At 57.0% G+C, this 15,911-nt stretch carries 16 protein-coding genes; 10 read left to right on the top strand and 6 right to left on the bottom strand.

The genetic code is table 11. The annotated features are described in order from the left end of the window. Nucleotides 1-98: 98 nt before the first annotated feature. The gene (ndk, locus tag JZI28_RS11095; protein WP_009812004.1) at nucleotides 99-521 is read left to right on the top strand and encodes a nucleoside-diphosphate kinase; all 423 of its coding nucleotides are present in this window, start codon (nucleotides 99-101) and stop codon (nucleotides 519-521) included. 119 nt (nucleotides 522-640) lie between these two features. On the opposite strand, the gene JZI28_RS11090 is transcribed toward ndk, so the two are convergent. Next, nucleotides 641-979, bottom strand: a complete 339-nt coding sequence (locus JZI28_RS11090; protein ID WP_375697628.1) for a TfoX/Sxy family protein — start codon at nucleotides 977-979, stop codon at nucleotides 641-643. A 161-nt stretch (nucleotides 980-1,140) separates the two neighbouring features. Between JZI28_RS11090 and JZI28_RS11085 the strand changes: the two genes are divergently transcribed. After that, on the top strand, nucleotides 1,141-2,358 hold the full coding sequence (locus tag JZI28_RS11085; protein WP_375697627.1) for a cytochrome P450: 1,218 nt from the start codon (nucleotides 1,141-1,143) through the stop codon (nucleotides 2,356-2,358). Nucleotides 2,359-2,434: 76 nt separating this feature from the next. Here the strand turns inward: JZI28_RS11085 and JZI28_RS11080 are convergent, their stop codons facing one another. Beyond that, nucleotides 2,435-3,049 (bottom strand): response regulator transcription factor, encoded by a 615-nt coding sequence (locus JZI28_RS11080; protein WP_295454522.1) that lies wholly within the window; start codon nucleotides 3,047-3,049, stop codon nucleotides 2,435-2,437. A 427-nt stretch (nucleotides 3,050-3,476) separates the two neighbouring features. Here JZI28_RS11080 and JZI28_RS11075 point away from each other — a divergent pair, with 427 nt between their 5' ends. Together JZI28_RS11075 and JZI28_RS11070 are read left to right on the top strand one after the other, a co-directional pair. Continuing rightward, nucleotides 3,477-4,052 carry a molybdopterin-dependent oxidoreductase gene (locus JZI28_RS11075; protein ID WP_375697625.1) on the top strand — a complete coding sequence of 192 codons (576 nt, stop codon included), beginning with the start codon at nucleotides 3,477-3,479 and terminating at the stop codon, nucleotides 4,050-4,052. Between the two features lie 116 nt (nucleotides 4,053-4,168). Continuing rightward, on the top strand, nucleotides 4,169-4,630 hold the full coding sequence (locus tag JZI28_RS11070; RefSeq protein WP_375697623.1) for a hypothetical protein: 462 nt from the start codon (nucleotides 4,169-4,171) through the stop codon (nucleotides 4,628-4,630). Here the strand turns inward: JZI28_RS11070 and JZI28_RS11065 are convergent. After that, nucleotides 4,520-5,905, bottom strand: coding sequence for an IS1182 family transposase (locus JZI28_RS11065; RefSeq protein ID WP_375697622.1), 1,386 nt, complete (start codon nucleotides 5,903-5,905; stop codon nucleotides 4,520-4,522). The genes JZI28_RS11070 and JZI28_RS11065 overlap by 111 nt on opposite strands. A gap of 121 nt (nucleotides 5,906-6,026) precedes the next feature. On the opposite strand from JZI28_RS11065, the gene JZI28_RS11060 reads away from it, so the two are divergent. After that, a complete protein-coding gene (locus JZI28_RS11060; protein WP_375697621.1) occupies nucleotides 6,027-8,186 on the top strand; it encodes an ATP-binding protein in 2,160 nt (719 codons plus the stop codon). A 104-nt stretch (nucleotides 8,187-8,290) separates the two neighbouring features. Here JZI28_RS11060 and JZI28_RS11055 read toward each other — a convergent pair whose 3' ends face one another. Then, nucleotides 8,291-8,947 (bottom strand): GntR family transcriptional regulator, encoded by a 657-nt coding sequence (locus tag JZI28_RS11055; RefSeq protein ID WP_375697620.1) that lies wholly within the window; start codon nucleotides 8,945-8,947, stop codon nucleotides 8,291-8,293. A 139-nt stretch (nucleotides 8,948-9,086) separates the two neighbouring features. On the opposite strand from JZI28_RS11055, the gene dctP reads away from it, so the two are divergent. The 5 genes from dctP to JZI28_RS11030 all read left to right on the top strand — a co-directional run bounded on the left by dctP (nucleotide 9,087) and on the right by JZI28_RS11030 (nucleotide 14,787). Then, nucleotides 9,087-10,073, top strand: a complete 987-nt coding sequence (dctP, locus tag JZI28_RS11050) for a TRAP transporter substrate-binding protein DctP (RefSeq protein ID WP_348151021.1) — start codon at nucleotides 9,087-9,089, stop codon at nucleotides 10,071-10,073. Nucleotides 10,074-10,147: 74 nt separating this feature from the next. Further along, nucleotides 10,148-10,696, top strand: a complete 549-nt coding sequence (locus JZI28_RS11045) for a TRAP transporter small permease (RefSeq protein ID WP_353400043.1) — start codon at nucleotides 10,148-10,150, stop codon at nucleotides 10,694-10,696. Then, the gene (locus tag JZI28_RS11040) at nucleotides 10,696-12,012 is read left to right on the top strand and encodes a TRAP transporter large permease (protein ID WP_375697619.1); all 1,317 of its coding nucleotides are present in this window, start codon (nucleotides 10,696-10,698) and stop codon (nucleotides 12,010-12,012) included. The genes JZI28_RS11045 and JZI28_RS11040 overlap by 1 nt, the downstream gene beginning before the upstream one ends. After that, on the top strand, nucleotides 12,009-13,268 hold the full coding sequence (locus JZI28_RS11035; RefSeq protein ID WP_375697618.1) for a malonyl-CoA decarboxylase: 1,260 nt from the start codon (nucleotides 12,009-12,011) through the stop codon (nucleotides 13,266-13,268). Before JZI28_RS11040 ends, JZI28_RS11035 begins: the two co-directional genes overlap by 4 nt. 4 nt (nucleotides 13,269-13,272) lie before the next feature. Then, nucleotides 13,273-14,787 (top strand): malonyl-CoA synthase, encoded by a 1,515-nt coding sequence (locus JZI28_RS11030; RefSeq protein ID WP_375697617.1) that lies wholly within the window; start codon nucleotides 13,273-13,275, stop codon nucleotides 14,785-14,787. A gap of 218 nt (nucleotides 14,788-15,005) precedes the next feature. Here the strand turns inward: JZI28_RS11030 and JZI28_RS11025 are convergent, their stop codons facing one another. Both JZI28_RS11025 and JZI28_RS11020 read right to left on the bottom strand, forming a co-directional pair. Further along, nucleotides 15,006-15,284 carry a hypothetical protein gene (locus tag JZI28_RS11025; RefSeq protein WP_375697616.1) on the bottom strand — a complete coding sequence of 93 codons (279 nt, stop codon included), beginning with the start codon at nucleotides 15,282-15,284 and terminating at the stop codon, nucleotides 15,006-15,008. After that, on the bottom strand, nucleotides 15,281-15,517 hold the full coding sequence (locus JZI28_RS11020; protein ID WP_375697615.1) for a hypothetical protein: 237 nt from the start codon (nucleotides 15,515-15,517) through the stop codon (nucleotides 15,281-15,283). The genes JZI28_RS11025 and JZI28_RS11020 overlap by 4 nt, the downstream gene beginning before the upstream one ends. Nucleotides 15,518-15,911: the final 394 nt, after the last annotated feature.

The following is a 15,911-nucleotide window of genomic DNA, read 5'->3' as shown; positions in this document are numbered from 1 at the left end:
GTAACTCACCTCTTCCCATAGGTCCGCTGGCGTGTTAGGCGGCGCGCAATAATACGGCGCATATTTTTGCCGCCAATCTTTCAAATGGAGAACGCCCAATGGCTCTGCAACGCACTTTCTCGATCATCAAACCCGATGCCACTCGTCGCAACCTGACCGGTGCGATCAACGCCAAATTCGAAGAAGCTGGCCTGCGCATCGTTGCACAAAAGCGCATCCACCTGACTAAAGCTCAGGCTGGCAAGTTCTATGAAGTGCACGCTGAGCGTCCTTTCTACGACGAGCTGTGCGAATTCATGTCCTCCGAGCCAATCGTTTGCCAGGTCCTGGAAGGCGAAAACGCTATCGCGAAAAACCGCGAAATCATGGGCGCAACCAACCCAGCCGACGCCGCAGCCGGCACCATCCGCGCTGAGTTTGCTGAATCGGTTGGCGAAAACTCGGTTCACGGTTCCGACGCTCCTGAAACAGCAGCTGTTGAAATCGCTTACTTCTTCTCCGGTCTTGAGCTGGTTGGCTAAGCCACCTCTCTGATCAGAGAATGAGATTTTGGGGCCGCTGCGGAGAAATCCACGGCGGCCTTTTTCTATGAGAGTTGCGGCTGAGGGGGCTCCAGCGGCTGTGGCAGGGGGAGGCGGCGCTACCGGCGCGCTGATCTGTCGATAACGCCAATCTGGTCGAGAATCCTCTCAAACTCACCAAGATCGTTGTCATAGCTCTGGGTCTTGATGGCGTCGAACCGCTTGCGAAGGGCTTTCTTTTCCGCGCCTTTGCAATCATTCCAGGGGCGTCCCTGCAGGGCCATGACCAGGACGTAATACGCGATGAAATGGGGTTTGCTGCCACTGGCCAGCAGGCGCCCATAGGCAGCATCCGCCCCGAGGGCGCGCAACTCTTCTGCACTGTGAATACCCGCGCGTTTACAGGAGTCTTCGTAGGCGGGGCCAAGGTTGCGAATGGTGGAAATAGCGGTGGACATATGGCGAACATAGGCAGAATTTTTGCCCCTGTCACCCGTCCTTTTGCACCAAAAGGCAGGCGGCGCGCATGATCCCATGTTATTGACAGCATGGCGCTTTCATCGGATCCTGAGAGCAAATTTCAGGAGTAAAACATTTGTCAGCCCCCGCTGCATCGCCGATGGTAGATATTCAACATTTTGATTTGACCAACCCGCCCGCTGGGTTTGTTGAAGATCCCTTTCCCATTTATGATGCGCTGCTGTCGCGGGCCCCAGTATTGCCGCAGCCGGATGGGTCCTTTCTCATCAGTCGGTATGGGGATCTGGATCGTATCTACCGGGACACCGCGTTGTATTCTTCCGACAAAAAGGCGGTCTTTTCCCCCAAATTTGGCCCGGATTCGCCGCTGTTTGAACATCACACCACCTCGCTGGTGTTTTCGGATCCGCCGCTGCACACGCGGGTGCGCCGGATTATGAGTTCGGCGCTGACGCCGCGGGCGATTGCCCGCATGGAACCAGGATTGATCGCCACCGTTGATGATCTGCTGGACGGGCTTCAGGGGAAGCCTTCGGTGGATCTGATCGCGGATTTTGCCTCCTGTATTCCCATTCAGGTCATCGGCAACCTGCTGGATGTCCCGCTGGAGGAGCGCGGCCCCTTGCGGGACTGGTCGCTGGCAATCTTGGGGGCGCTGGAGCCGTCTTTGACCGAGGCGGAGCTGGCCTTGGGGCATCGGGCGGTCGAAGAGTTCAAGGCCTACCTGCAGGATCTTATTGCCCGGCGCAGGGCAACGCCGGGGGATCCGGAAACCGATGTCCTGACCCGGCTCATTGGCGATGAAAAAAGCGAGGCCGCGGGCGAGCGGTTAAGCGAGATCGAGCTGATCCAAAACTGTATTTTCATTTTGAATGCGGGGCATGAGACCACCACAAACTTGATTGGCAACGCCCTGGCACTGCTGCATGATTTCCCGGAACAACGCATCCGGCTTCTGGCGCAGCCGGATCTAATCAAGACGACCATAGAGGAGGTACTGCGCTTTCGCTCGCCCAATCAGCTGGGCAACCGCGAAACCACGGCCATGGTTGAAATCGGTGGTGTCGTCATTCCACGTGGCAGCAATCTGCATCTTCTGATTGGTGCGGCCAATCGCGACCCAGAGATCTTTGCCGATCCGCAGGTGTTTGACATTGGGCGTAAACCCAACCGTCACCTTGCCTTTGCTGGCGGTCCACATGTTTGTGTGGGGCTGACCCTGGCGCGGCTGGAAGGAAAAATCGCCCTCGAGCGGTTTTTGGCGCGCTTTCCCACCTATCAGATCCTAGCGGGGCGACGGGATGGTGGGCGTATGCGTTTTCGCGGCTACGCGGCCTTGCCTGCCAAGGTGTCGTAGGGCACCGGCAGAGGGTCTGTAAAACTGCCGCGACTGGTTTGGCTTCTTTGGGCCTGCGCGGGCTTTGGAAATGCGTTTAGTACAGGCCTGCTTCTTTCGCGATCATTGCAGCCTGGGTGCGGTTTTTTGCGTCCAGCTTGCGGCACAGCGTCCGGACATGCAGCTTGATCGTGACTTCCTGCAGATCAAGGTCACGCGCGATCTCTTTGTTGGATTGGCCTTTGCACAGCCCGGAGAGGACCTCATTTTCGCGCGGGCTGAGCTTTTCCGCCAGAGGATGTGCAGGGGCTGCGGGTTCTGGGCGCATCAGGTCTACGGGAACGTAGATCTCTCCGGCGGCCATAAAGCGGACCGCATTGAGCAGCGACTGGGCGCCCATGGTTTTGGGAATAAAGCCAATCGCCCCCAGTTTGAGCGCGTCCTGGGCGGTTTGCGCCGGGGCATTGCCGGACAGAATTGCAACGCCCTTGCCGCCATTGGCAGCGATCGCCTGGGTCAGCCCCGCAAGCCCATGCATGCCGGGCATTTGGTAATCCAACAAGACAAGATCAAAGGGGCCATCCCTGTTGATTTGGTCCAGAGCACCAGCCAGATCTGTCGCCAAAAACACGGCGGCATCGCCTTTACTTTCGAGGTAGGCAGAGATGGTTTCACGGACCATATCGTGATCGTCTGCTAACAAAATACGCATGAAAACCTTAACCAAGTTCGAGTTGTCTTAGGTAAGCTTACAATTGGAAGTGTTTCAAATCCATCAAGATTTTGGATCAATTTGAGAGAAGAATTTCCAGCGCGCCGGCGCCGATGTTGCGAATGAGCATATTTTGCTGGCTGGCGCCCCAAGGCCCAGAAGGAACGGTTCTTATAGATGAAAAAGGCTCAATAATGCGGCGTTTGCCGGCTGCTCTTTTGCCCTGAATAGGGCCACCAATGGCTGGGATTCTAGACCCTTGGATATCCCACCTATACGGAAGGATAGGGCACTATCCGCAGGCGTAGATAGTCCCAAGGCGGAGATATGTTAGGCTTTTTTCAATCGCAGATAGCGTAGACAGCACAGAGGGTGCTGACTGTTGGGAAACCCCAGAACGCATTTTGTACCGGTATTGGAGAGATAGATGATGATAGGCGGTAAGAAGTTGTTGTCCCTGGCCTTTAGTGGGGCGCTTGCAGCACTTGTGGGCCTGTTTGGGGCTGGTACAGTCTTGGCAGGTACGGCAACCGAAGATGCGGCCCCAGCGCATCAGGGTGAGGTTTTGCTCACCGTGTTGATCGAAGGCGACGGGTCGCGGGACGGGGCGCGGGAAGAGCACCTGACACTGCAAGACTTGCAGGCCTTTACCGCAGAGCACTTTGAAACCTCCACCATCTGGACAACTGGAACCCAAAGCTTCACCGGTGTGTCGCTGGCGGATCTGCTGGCGCATTTCGATGTGACGGCGCAGACAGCGGGTGCCACCATCGAGGCGCGCGCCGTCAATGACTATATGGTTGAGGTGCCGCTTTCTGATGCTGTCGCTGGCGGGCCAATTGTTGCCTATCTGCGCAATGGCAAAACCATGTCGCTGCGGGGCAAGGGGCCGCTGTGGCTGATTTACCCCTATGACCAGAACCTGTCCTACCGCACCGAGGCAGTTTATTCGCGCAGCATTTGGCAGCTGAGCCACCTGACCCTGGGGCAAAAATCTGAATGACACAGACAGCCGGGCAGATCCGAAACCAAAAGAACGTACGTCCCAAGGCCGCCTTCCCCAGGCAGGCGGCTGGAGCGTTCTATTGGGGCAGGCTTGGCCCCGGAAACTGGCCGCGGGTGACAAAGATCCTGCTCCTCATGGCGCTGATGGTGCTGCCGCTGCTGACCCTGCAGTCGATGCGTCTTGGCCATGAGGTTGTGCAGCGCCTGGAGGGGCTGTCGACGGCGGCAACCGACAATATGCAGTGGGTCCTGTCCCAGGCCGAAGTCGACCATCTGAAGCTGGAGGCGGCCCTTGACGCGGCGGAAGAACCCGGAGGTATCACCGCTCTGCGGCGTCAATTCGACGTCTATTACAGTCGCATAGCCACCTTTGTTGAAGGTCCGCTTTTTGCTGATTCTGTTGAAAAACAACGTGCTGCGAGCGCAGAAATTGGTGTTTTGATCTGCGCGCGAGTGCCTTTCTTATCAGGCTTTTCTCGTTTGCTGCGGTGCAGGAAAGATCTTGGCCAGTTTTCTGAGGTTCTGGGCGGTAGCGGCGAGGAGGAATTCGTCATTTGCGCCGCAAGGCCCGCGTAATCGTAGTCGTCCCAGCCCGAGAATGCGTTTGAGGTGGGCGAAGAGCATTTCGACCTTCTTTCTGAGCTTCATCGCGATCTGGTATTCTTCGGTCTTGGCCAGATCCCTGGCGACCTGACGCGCATCTTCGTGCTCTTCGCGGGTGATCTTGCGAGCATCAGCGTTAGGGCAGCATTTTTGCTTGGACGGGCAGACCTGGCAGACTTCTTTCAAGGCGCGATAGCGGGCTGTGCCCTTGCCCGTCGGTCCCCGGTTCGGATCAGAGTAATTCCGGCGGAACTGCTTGAGCGCGCGACCCTCGGGGCAGATGTATTGATTATTCTCTGCATCCCAATCGAAATCTGTGCGTGTCCATGTCCCATCGGGGCGTCCGGCCTTGTCAATCACAGGGATGTAAGGATCGATCTTGCGCTCCACGAGCCAGCCGAGCATTGGGCCTGAACCATAGGCTGTGTCGGCGATCATCCAGTCAGGGACCAAGCCGAACTTTTCTTTCACCCGCGTCAGCATGGTTTTTGTCGATCCGACCTCGGCTTGCCGGATGGAGCGTGTGGGTTCCACATCCAAGATGACACCGTGATCCGTGTCGATGAGATAATTGTCGGAATAGCTAAAGAATGCAGGGCCTTTGCGGGCTGCTGTCCACTGACTGGCGGGATCGGAATGCGAGGTGAACTTGGGTTGGACATCGCTCGCCGCTCCAAACGCGGCCTCGTCGAGCGTGTCGAGATACTCTCGGACTGCGCGGGGTGCATCTACGGCATCGATGGACGACGCATCCCATTCTTCCTTCGGTGTTGAGTTTTGCTTGTTCGCATCGGCTTCGATCAAACTGGCATCGACTGCCATGCGCTGACCGCTGGCGAGACCTTCCTCGATACAGCGGGCGACGGTCGTCTCGAACAGGTGTCGCAGAAGTTCGCTGTCGCGAAAACGCCCATGCCGGTTCTTGGAAAACGTTGAATGATCGGGAACGCGATCGCTTAGGTCGAGGCGGCAGAACCAACGATACGCGAGGTTCAGATGAACCTCTTCACAGAGCCGCCGCTCGGACCGGATGCCAAAGCAATAGCCAACCAACAGCATCCGGATCAGCAGTTCAGGATCGACGGAAGGGCGGCCCGTGTGGCTGTAGAAATCTGCCAGATAGGCGCGAGCGCTGCTCAGGTCGACGAAACGATCAATGGATCGCAGCAGGTGATCTTGTGGGACATGATCTTCCAGCGAAAACTCGTAAAACAGTGCCGCCTGCGCTTCTTGCCTCGGTCCCAACATCGCCAAATCCCCCACAATATGGGAATTGAATCAGTAGTTCAGGTCGCAATCAAGGAAGAGTTTTTCAACAAAATATGCTGATCTGCGCAATTCGCCAGCAGGTGGTAAGCTGCTCGGCCGGTTGCAGGGACGCCTGGAGTCCCTTGTCGAGTTGATTGACGTGCCAGATCAGCAGCTGATGCAGAACCGCCATCTGATCGCGATGCACCTGCTACACAATGGCGATGACGTGCGCGAACTGGCGCTTTTTGGCGTGGTCATCCAGGTCGAAGATACCGAAAGCAAGCGTTTGCAGTTGTTTGCGATCATGTGGCGGTTGGCGGTGGTGCTTTTGGCCCTGATCATAGCGTTGGCGGTCACTGCCTTGCTGTCTGGGTGGATGTATCGCCGGGGGCGCAGACTGGCGGAAGAGCGCAGTAAGGCCTCGTCTCGTATGGAGGCGATGATTTCGTCTTCGCTTGATGCCATTTTGATGATTGACCAAGAGAGCCGCATCCTTGCCTTTAACGGTGCCGCCGAAGCGATTTTTGGCTACCGGCGCGAGGAGGTCATGGGGGCGAAAATGGATGAGTTGATCATTCCTCCACATCTGCGCGAGGTCCATCGCGTGGGAATGAAACGTTTGGAAAAAAAACTCAGTCCCCGGGTGGCGGGTCGGGGGCGGGTCCAGCTGCAGGCGCAAAGAAAGTCAGGCGAGATCTTCCCGATGGAGATGTCGCTTTCCGTCAGTCGCAGCGAAACCGACCAAGCCTATGTTGGCTATATTCGTGATATTTCCGATCGCATCGCTGTGGAGGAAGAGCTGCGCCGGGCCCGTGATGATGCCCTGGCGGGAGAGCGTGCCAAGGCCAATTTGCTGACGGTGATGAGCCATGAAATGCGCACGCCCCTGACCGGGATCCTGAGTTCCATTGAACTGCTGAAGCAAATGGAGCCAGACAGCGAGCAACGCCGCTACCTGGATGCGATGTTGGTGTCCGGTGAGTTGCTGCTTCATCACGTCAATGATGTCTTGCAGTTGTCGAGCCTGGAAGCCGGTATTGAAACCGAAAATGAGAGCGTCTTTAATCTGCGCGAATTGGTGGAAGGTCTGGTGGAAAGCCAAAAGGCCCCAGCGCGTTCAAACGGCAATGATTTGACCCTGAGCTATGGCATCGACGACGGGGCGGAAATGGTTACGGGGCGGCCGCGGGCGCTGCAACAGGCTCTGCTTAATCTGATTGGTAATGCGATCAAATTCACGCGTGATGGTGGGGTTATGATTGATGTCCATCCCAACGCCACAGCAGGCCAGATCGAGTTTCACGTTGCTGATACCGGCGAGGGCATTGCCAAGAATAACCTCAACCGGATTTTTGAAGACTTTATCACCTTGGATTCCAGTTATCAGCGTAGCAGCGAAGGCACTGGCCTGGGCTTGGCAATCACCCGCCGTATCGTCGAGGCAATGGGGGGGACCATCACCTGTGAAAGCGAATTGGGCGAGGGCAGTTTGTTTTCTCTCGTCCTGCCGCTGCCCACAGCCCAGTCGCTGCCCGTCGCCGATCCCGCCATCGAACAGGCCCAGGAGCATTCTGCCAAGATCTTGGTGGTGGAAGACAATGACATCAATCGCGAGCTGTTTCAGCGGATGCTTGAGAAACAGGGGCATCAGGTCACGGTCGCGTCAGGCGGGGCTGCTGCGGTAGAAACATGTCGGCAGCAGCGGTTTGACCTTGTTTTGATGGATATCAGCATGCCCGAGGTGGATGGCATTGAAGCAATCCGCCGGATACGCGGTGAAAACCTTGCTCAGGATGTGGAGATTGTCGCCCTGACCGCCCATACGGCCCCGGAAGACCATGCGCGCATTCTCAAGGCGGGCTTTGCCGAAGTGGCGACAAAACCGGTCAGCAATAAGGATCTCTCAGTTCTGGTTGCGCGATATACAGCCCCGGCCCAAGCTGGCGAAGCCGATCAAGACCAATCCGATATCGCGCAATTCTTTGACGCCCTGGGGGCTGAGCGGGCAACGGGTTTTCTGAATACCTTCATCGCAGAGGTCGACAGCTTTTTGGATGTGCTGGCTGGCGCGGCTCAATTGCTTGATGCCCATCGCAAAGAGGCCCATCGCCTGGCTGGATCAGCCGCGGTTCTAGGTCAGCTGGATCTGCGCGGGGCTCTGATTGAAATTGAGGTGCAGCACACCGATGAAAAACCGCCGCTGGCCAAGCTGCAGCAGACCTGGGGCAGGGTGAAAACCGGCCTGGAGGGTCATCTTAAACAATCTGAGCAGGTGTGAACCGCTGCGATGTGTCATTTCCTGTTGATCTGATCGCTAGGGAAAAGTTTTGCTGTAGTAGACAAAGGGCAGTGGGGCACCAGGATGGGGCGCTCCCCAAGCCGTCATGGGGCGGAGTTTTTGAGGGTTGCCATCAGACTGTGAAATTTCTCTCCCTGGATCGCCACATGACCACGCAGCGCGTCAGCTGCTGTCTCAGAGTCGCCCTGTTCCAAGGCTTCCAGGATGATCTTGTGCTCGCTCATGGATTGCACCATGCGGCCGCGTAGTCTCAGCTGTTGACGCCGGAAGGGCTGGAGGCGTCGGTGCAGAAGTCCAGTCTCGGATTCCAGGAAGCCGTTGCCTGACTCCCGGTAAATAATTTTATGGAATCGCTCGTTCTCGCTGTAGTAGGTGTCGGGGTCTTGTGCCTCAACGGCCGCTTGGCACCTGTCATTTGCATCATGTAAATCTGCCAGAGCTTCGTCAGAAATGCGCTTTGCAGCAAGGCGCCCACAAACAGCTTCGACTTCCGCCATGACTTCAAACATTTCCAAGAGTTCAACCGGGCCAGGCTGACGAACGAAAGCGCCGCGCCGGGGAACCAATTCTACCAACCCAGAGCGTGCAAGCCGTTGTAATGCTTCCCTCAAAGGTGTTCTGGACACGCCGAACTGTTCGGCAATACGAACTTCGTCCAGCCGATCTCCGTCCGTATAGGTTCCATCAAAAATGCGCTCTTCGAGCTGCTCTGCGATGATATCGGCACGACGTTTTTCCATATAATTGCATTACCAAACATGAAATTGAAGCTCAAGATTGTTATTATTGTATACAAGATACTTGACTTAAAAAACACACCCCACCTATCGTTAGGGCCAACCTGGTGTATTCCGGGTTGGATTCTTGGAGGAGGATAACATGAAACCCATTCTGAACACCGCTGTCGCCGCTCTGGCGCTTGCTTCCATGGGCACATTGGCAGGAGCAACTGAGCTTCGCCTGTCGCACCAATGGTCAAGCAAAGACATTCGCCATCAGGTCGCGCAGATCGTCGCCGATGAGGTCGCGGCAGCCGGGGTCGATCTCGAAATCAAAATCTTCGGGTCTAAATCGCTGTTCAAGCCGCGCGAACAGTACAAGCCGCTCAGCCGAGGCCAGTTGGACATGACTGTTCTGCCGCTGTCCTACGCCGGTGGTCAACAGCCCGCCTACAATTTGACCCTGATGCCCGGCTTGGTGAAAAACCATGATCATGCAGCGCGTCTGTCGCATTCTCCCTTTATGGAAGCGCTGGAAGCCAAGATGGCGGAAGATGACGTGATGGTTTTGGTTCACGGTTATCTGGCAGGTGGCTTTGCCGGCAAGGACAAGTGCATCACCAAACCCGAAGACGTCAAAGGCCTGCAGACCCGCGCGGCTGGCAAGTCGTTTGAACAAATGTTAGCCGGTGCCGATGCATCCATCGCGTCGATGGCGTCGTCCGAGATCTACAATGCGATGCAGACGGGTGTTCTGCAGGCTGCAAACACCTCTTCGTCGTCTTTCGTCAGCTACCGCATCTACGAGCAGGTCAGCTGTTACACGCCGGCGGGCGATGTTGCGCTTTGGTTCATGTATCAGCCACTCTTGATGAATAAGCGCACGTTTGATGGCCTGAGCGAAGCGCAACAAAACGCGCTGGTCGCCGCCGCCGAAAAGGCTGAGGCCTTCTACATGGAAGAGGCCAAGAGCCAGGATGCTGCCTCGGCCAAGGTCTTCCGCGAGGCCGGCGTCGAGATTGCCGAGATGAGTGTCGAGGATTTTGATGCCTGGCGTGCGCTTGCGATGGAAACCTCCTACGCAAAATTCGTCGAAGAAGTCGCGGATGGGCAGGCATTGCTCGACCTGGCACTGGCTGTCGAATGACCGCCACTCGGGGTGGATGAAAATCCGCCCCGCTTTTCATTTATTTACCGTTCCAATAACATCAGGAGGTGCACATGGCTGGTCATGGCTCCGCCGTTGCTTCCCATACGGGGAACAATCTTTTCCTTCGCGTCGTCGCGGCGCTTTCAACATTGGCTGGCTGGTGTTCGGCGGGCATGATCGTCTCTGCCGTCGCCATCACCTGCCAAATGATCATCGTGCGCTTTGTTCTGAACGGGTCGACCATATGGCAAACCGAAGCCGTTATTTATCTGGTCATCGCCGCAACATTGGTCGGTCTGCCCTATGTGCAGCGTTTGCGCGGACACGTGAATGTCGACCTTATTCCGCTCGCGCTGCCGCCGCGCCCACGGTTTTTCATGGCCATTCTCACGTCGGTCCTGTCGATCAGCATCGTCTCGATCATGCTGTTTTACGGCTATGATTACTGGCACTTCGCCTGGGACCGTGGCTGGCGTTCCGACACTGTCTGGGGCGTGCGCCTGTGGATCCCCTACCTGGCGCTGCCTGTGGGCTTTGGTCTGCTGCTTTTGCAATTGATCGCTGACCTAGTGGCGGTTTTGACCGGCATCGACAAACCCTTTGGACTGGAGGACACCTAATGGATCCGCTTTTGCTTGGGGCAATCGTGGCGATTGTCACCATCCTCGTACTTTTCTCTGGCGTGTCCGTTGCCATTGGCCTGCTGATCGTCTCCGCTGGCTTCCTGCTGGTCTTTGATGGCGCGCGCTCTCTCGAACTGATGCCCGAACTGTTGTTTGGCAAACTTGACAACTTTGCGCTGCTGTCGATCCCCATGTTCATCATCATGGGGGCGTCCATCGCATCGACCCGCGCTGGGGCCGATTTGTACGAAGCACTGGAGCGCTGGCTGACCCGTGTCCCCGGCGGCCTGGTTGTATCGAACCTGGGGGCCTGTGCGTTGTTTGCTGCCATGTCCGGCTCTTCGCCTGCGACCTGTGCCGCTATCGGCAAGATGGGCATCCCGGAAATGCGCAAGCGCGGCTATCCTGATGGCGTCGCGGCGGGCTCGATCGCAGCGGGGGGCACGCTGGGCATTCTCATCCCCCCTTCGGTCACGATGATCGTCTACGGTATTGCCACCGAAACCTCGATTGGCCGCCTGTTCCTGGCCGGTGTGATCCCCGGTCTGTTGCTTGTGACCTTGTTCATGGCCTGGTCGCTTTACTCCACCTGGAAATCCGGCGAGGCATCGCGCCTGGGCGCAGGCAGCTACACCTGGGCCGAACGGTTCGAGATCCTGCCCCGTGTTCTGCCGTTCCTCGGCATCATTATCGGCGTGCTCTATGCCATGTATGGCGGCATCGCAACGCCATCGGAAACCGCCGCCGTTGGCGCGCTGCTTTGCCTGCTGATCGCCATGATCATCTATAAGCTTTGGAACCCCAAAGATCTTTGGGTTGTGCTGCGGGACAGCACCAAGGAAAGCGTGATGATCCTCTTTATCATCGCGGCTGCTGGTGTGTTCTCCTACATGCTCAGCTCACTTTTTATCACCCAGTCGATCGCCGAATGGATCGGCACACTGGATGTGAACCGTTGGGTTCTGATGGGGGTCGTGAATGTATTCCTGCTAATTGCTGGATTTTTCCTGCCCCCGGTTGCTGTCATTCTGATGGCTGCCCCAATCTTGCTGCCGATTATTGACACCGCAGGTTTTGACCCGATCTGGTTCGCGGTTGTGCTGACGATCAACATGGAAATCGGCCTGATCTCGCCGCCTGTTGGTCTGAACCTTTATGTGATCAACGGCATCGCACCTGATATTTCGCTTAAGACCATCCTGACCGGTTCGCTGCCTTTTGTGGCCTGCATGGTCCTGGCAATCATCCTGCTGTGCCTGTTCCCGGGTCTCGCAACCTGGTTGCCGAACGTAGTCATGGGAGCTGCGCTATGAGCCTTCTTGCCGATCTTCTGTCCACGGTCTTTGAGCGGCGCTATCGCCGCGAAGCGCCGGGGGCAACCGAGGACGGTCGCCCGCTGACCGAAATGGCCACTGCGCTGGTCGGATCTGCGGGCGAGACCTCGGGGCTGGCACTGGCCCGGGAAATTCTGTCGCGGTTTGCCGAGCTGGAGGACGCGGACAAGCTCGCGTTCTTTCAGGATATCGCATCCACGATGAACATTGACCCGGAAGCGGTCCGCAGCACGCTCGACGACTACGAGCGAAGCCCATCGAAGGCCAGCTATCAGGCCTTTGCCGACGCTGCCGAACCTGCCCGCCAGGAATTCGTCCGCCGCCTGAACCGGGTGCCGGGGGCCACAGGGGCCCTGGTGAAGATGCGCGCTGATCTGTTGCGGCTGGGGGGCAAACAGCCGGAACTGCAGGCGCTGGATCTGGATTTTCGCCATCTCTTTGCCTCCTGGTTCAATCGCGGGTTCCTTGTCTTGCGCCCGATCAGCTGGGAAAGCCCTGCCCATATCCTGCAAAAGATCATTGCCTATGAGGCGGTGCACGCCATCCACAGCTGGGACGATCTGCGCCGCCGGCTGGAACCAACGGACCGTCGCTGTTTTGCGTTCTTCCACCCGTCGATGCCGGATGAGCCGCTGATTTTTGTCGAGGTCGCCCTGACCAAGGGCACTCCCGGGTCGGTGCAGGCACTTTTGGTTGAAGACCGAACTGCATTGCCTGCGGAAGAGGCGGACACTGCCGTGTTCTACTCGATCTCCAACTGCCAGGCCGGGCTCGCCAGCATTTCCTTTGGAAATTCGCTGATCAAACAGGTCGCAGCAGACTTGTCGGCGGAGCTGTCCGGTCTTGACACCTTTGTCACCCTGTCGCCCATTCCCGGCCTGACCAAATGGCTGAAACAGGTGGGGCTGACCTGGACCACCGACGATCCGGAAAACATGCAGGCGTTGGCCGCGCACTACCTGTTGAACGCAAAATCCAGTAGAGGGCTGCCGTTTGATCCGGTGGCTCGGTTCCATCTTGGCAACGGGGCGATTGTTCACGCGGTGCATGCCGATGGCGATGTTTCGGACAAAGGCCGGGCCCAGTCGGGCGGCACAATGGTGAACTATCTCTACGACCTGGCTCGGGTCGCGCAGAACCATGAAAACTTTGCCAACACACGCGAAGTCGTAGCAACGGCCGAGGTCCAAGCTTTGGCCGGACCAGTCGCACTTCCCAAGACCGAAGAAAGGTAACCCCATGGCAAATCCTCTCTATGACGGTCTTTTCGGTATCCACGCCGGAAAGACCACGCCCTTCCTGCGTCTGCTCGACGGTCAGGTGATCACCCACCAGGACTTCCTTGCGACCAGCGCTCAGATTGCCAATGTGATGGCTCAAATTGGGCTGAAGCCCGGAGACCGAGTCGCCGTTCAGGTCGAGAAATCCCCGCAAGCACTGGCGCTATATGCCGCTTGTGCACAGGCTGGGCTGGTCTTTCTGCCACTCAACACGGCGTATACGGTCGATGAACTTAGCTACTTCATCGAAAACAGCGGTGCGGCGCTGATTGTCTGCGACGGTAGAAACGAAGACCAGTTGGGTGTGGTGGCCGATCGGCTCAGTGCGCAGATCGAAACCCTGAATGCCGATGGCGGCGGAACCCTGATGGCGCAGGCGCAGGTCATGCCAATGAGTTTTGCCCCCGTTGAGCGCAGCGGGGATGACTTGGCAGCCTTCCTCTACACCTCCGGTACGACCGGTCGTTCCAAGGGTGCAATGCTGACACAGGAAAATCTGCTTTCGAATGCCCGCACCCTGGTCAGCGAGTGGCGTTTCACCTCGGATGATGTCCTCTTGCATGCTCTACCGATTTTTCACACACACGGGCTGTTTGTGGCCACCAATGTCACGCTTGCTGCGGGCAGCAGTATGGTTTTCATGCCGAAGTTCGATCTGGACCTGATCATTGCCAGCATGCCTGAGGCCACCACCATGATGGGGGTTCCTACCTTCTACACGCGTCTGTTGGACGATGAGCGCTTCACAAAAGACCTGGCAGCCCATATGCGCCTGTTTGTGTCCGGCTCGGCGCCGCTTTTGGCCGAAACCCATTCCCAGTTCGAAGAGCGCACAGGCCACCGGATCCTAGAGCGCTACGGCATGACCGAAACAAACATGAATACCTCCAACCCCTATGACGGCGAACGCCGCGCGGGGACAGTGGGCTTTCCCTTGCCTGGGGTCGAGCTCAAGATTACCAACCCTGACACTGGTGCCTCCCTTGCAATAGGCGAGGTGGGCCAGATCGAAGTGCGTGGGCCGAATATCTTTAAAGGCTACTGGCAGATGCCGGAAAAGACGGCTGCGGAACTGCGCCAAGACGGCTTCTTCCTCACCGGGGACTTGGGCAAGATCGACGACGATGGCTATGTCCACATTGTTGGTCGCAACAAGGATCTGATCATCTCGGGGGGCTACAACATCTACCCCAAGGAAATTGAACTGGTTCTGGACGACCAGCCTGGCGTTCTCGAAAGCGCGGTGGTTGGCGTGCCCCATCCTGATTTTGGCGAAACGGTGTTGGGGGTGATCGTCCCAGAAAAAGGCGCCACGCCGGATACGGATGCAATGATGGAGGCCGTGCATCACTCTCTGGCCCGGTTCAAACACCCCCGCAAACTGGTCGTTCTTGCAGAATTGCCGCGCAACACGATGGGCAAGGTTCAAAAGAACATCCTGCGGGAGCAGTTCCAGGACATGTTCGCTTTCTGACGACCTTCGCTGGCGGGCGCGTGTCTCCCCTGACGCCCGCCCGCAACCCCGTGGCCATTGACGTTATGCGCCCCTTGCAAGCCTTTGACGCGGGCGGACGCGCGCGCTGCGGCTGGCATCATTCAAGCGCCAGCAATGGCAAAAGAAGCGGGCGTGGACCCGTCGCAAGCATTGGCGCTGGTTGATTGGGATTTAGTGCCCCCCATCCGGGGGGGGGGCTATGAGATTTTGTCGTTGGCGGCATACCATTCATCGGAAGTTGCTTTTAGCTCATCCAATGCAAAGCTGGTGGAAATTCGGGAAATATTCTCAAGTACTTCGGCTATCGCCTCCGGCTCAAGTGGCTCTGCACCTGCTGCAATGTCCTCTTCGGTCAGCGGTTCCGTAATATCGTATCGAAGGCCGTCAGCCAGAGAACATACTTCAGCCAGTTTTTTCAGAGCATCTCGAAGGTACCAGCCCTCCATCGGTCTTTTGATCGGATCATCCATGCTCATCGGATTACCCCGACCCAGCTTTGGTAGACTTTGGGAATGTCGGCCTCTTCCATGCGCGCGATGCGATAGTAGATTGGTTGATCGGCCTGCGGATCCAGCACTCCTTCGCTCAGAATCCCCTCCACGCGTCCTTCTCCAACTTTGTCGCAGCCATCAGGTAGGCCGAGCACCTTCTCGACTTTAACGAGGTTCTCTCGGGCGGCATCCGAGAACATCAACAAAACAATCTTCATTCCTATCTCCTTAATGCAATTACCACGGCAACCATGCAGCAAGACCAACCTGCCCGCAAATCAGACTTGGGCAATCAGATGAATCACGTCAGGCGCAAACAGCTGTTGGGAACAAACCTAACACATAGAGGTTTGTTCCCCCGGCGTTCCCCAATAGAAAAAGGGCCTAGAGGATCAAACCTCTAAGCCCTTGAAATCTTTGGCTCCGGCGGTAGGGAACGGACCTAAGTTTTCCCTCTCGCCGTAACGCACTGAAAAGAAACGACTGTGTTCCTGTCTCATGGAGGTCGGAACCGCCATTTTGTGAAACGTTTGTGACAAGAAAGTGTAAGTAGTGGGGCCGCATGATGCAAGACCCGCATCAGTTCAATGTCGAAAATTAAATTCGGCGACA

The sequence above is a fragment of the Pseudophaeobacter sp. TrK17 genome (assembly GCF_042192375.1).
GTDB lineage: Bacteria > Pseudomonadota > Alphaproteobacteria > Rhodobacterales > Rhodobacteraceae > Pseudophaeobacter.
This window is presented reverse-complemented; position numbering and strand designations above follow the sequence as displayed.

What these genes read in the sequence shown, in the direction of transcription:
- ndk (WP_009812004.1), top strand. Translation starts at nt 99, where the DNA reads ATGGCTCTGCAACGCACTTTCTCGATCATCAAACCCGATGCCACTCGT.
- JZI28_RS11090 (WP_375697628.1), bottom strand. Translation starts at nt 979, where the DNA reads ATGTCCACCGCTATTTCCACCATTCGCAACCTTGGCCCCGCCTACGAA.
- JZI28_RS11085 (WP_375697627.1), top strand. Translation starts at nt 1,141, where the DNA reads ATGGTAGATATTCAACATTTTGATTTGACCAACCCGCCCGCTGGGTTT.
- JZI28_RS11080 (WP_295454522.1), bottom strand. Translation starts at nt 3,049, where the DNA reads ATGCGTATTTTGTTAGCAGACGATCACGATATGGTCCGTGAAACCATC.
- JZI28_RS11075 (WP_375697625.1), top strand. Translation starts at nt 3,477, where the DNA reads ATGATGATAGGCGGTAAGAAGTTGTTGTCCCTGGCCTTTAGTGGGGCG.
- JZI28_RS11065 (WP_375697622.1), bottom strand. Translation starts at nt 5,905, where the DNA reads ATGTTGGGACCGAGGCAAGAAGCGCAGGCGGCACTGTTTTACGAGTTT.
- JZI28_RS11055 (WP_375697620.1), bottom strand. Translation starts at nt 8,947, where the DNA reads ATGGAAAAACGTCGTGCCGATATCATCGCAGAGCAGCTCGAAGAGCGC.
- dctP (WP_348151021.1), top strand. Translation starts at nt 9,087, where the DNA reads ATGAAACCCATTCTGAACACCGCTGTCGCCGCTCTGGCGCTTGCTTCC.
- JZI28_RS11045 (WP_353400043.1), top strand. Translation starts at nt 10,148, where the DNA reads ATGGCTGGTCATGGCTCCGCCGTTGCTTCCCATACGGGGAACAATCTT.
- JZI28_RS11040 (WP_375697619.1), top strand. Translation starts at nt 10,696, where the DNA reads ATGGATCCGCTTTTGCTTGGGGCAATCGTGGCGATTGTCACCATCCTC.
- JZI28_RS11035 (WP_375697618.1), top strand. Translation starts at nt 12,009, where the DNA reads ATGAGCCTTCTTGCCGATCTTCTGTCCACGGTCTTTGAGCGGCGCTAT.
- JZI28_RS11030 (WP_375697617.1), top strand. Translation starts at nt 13,273, where the DNA reads ATGGCAAATCCTCTCTATGACGGTCTTTTCGGTATCCACGCCGGAAAG.
- JZI28_RS11025 (WP_375697616.1), bottom strand. Translation starts at nt 15,284, where the DNA reads ATGAGCATGGATGATCCGATCAAAAGACCGATGGAGGGCTGGTACCTT.
- JZI28_RS11020 (WP_375697615.1), bottom strand. Translation starts at nt 15,517, where the DNA reads ATGAAGATTGTTTTGTTGATGTTCTCGGATGCCGCCCGAGAGAACCTC.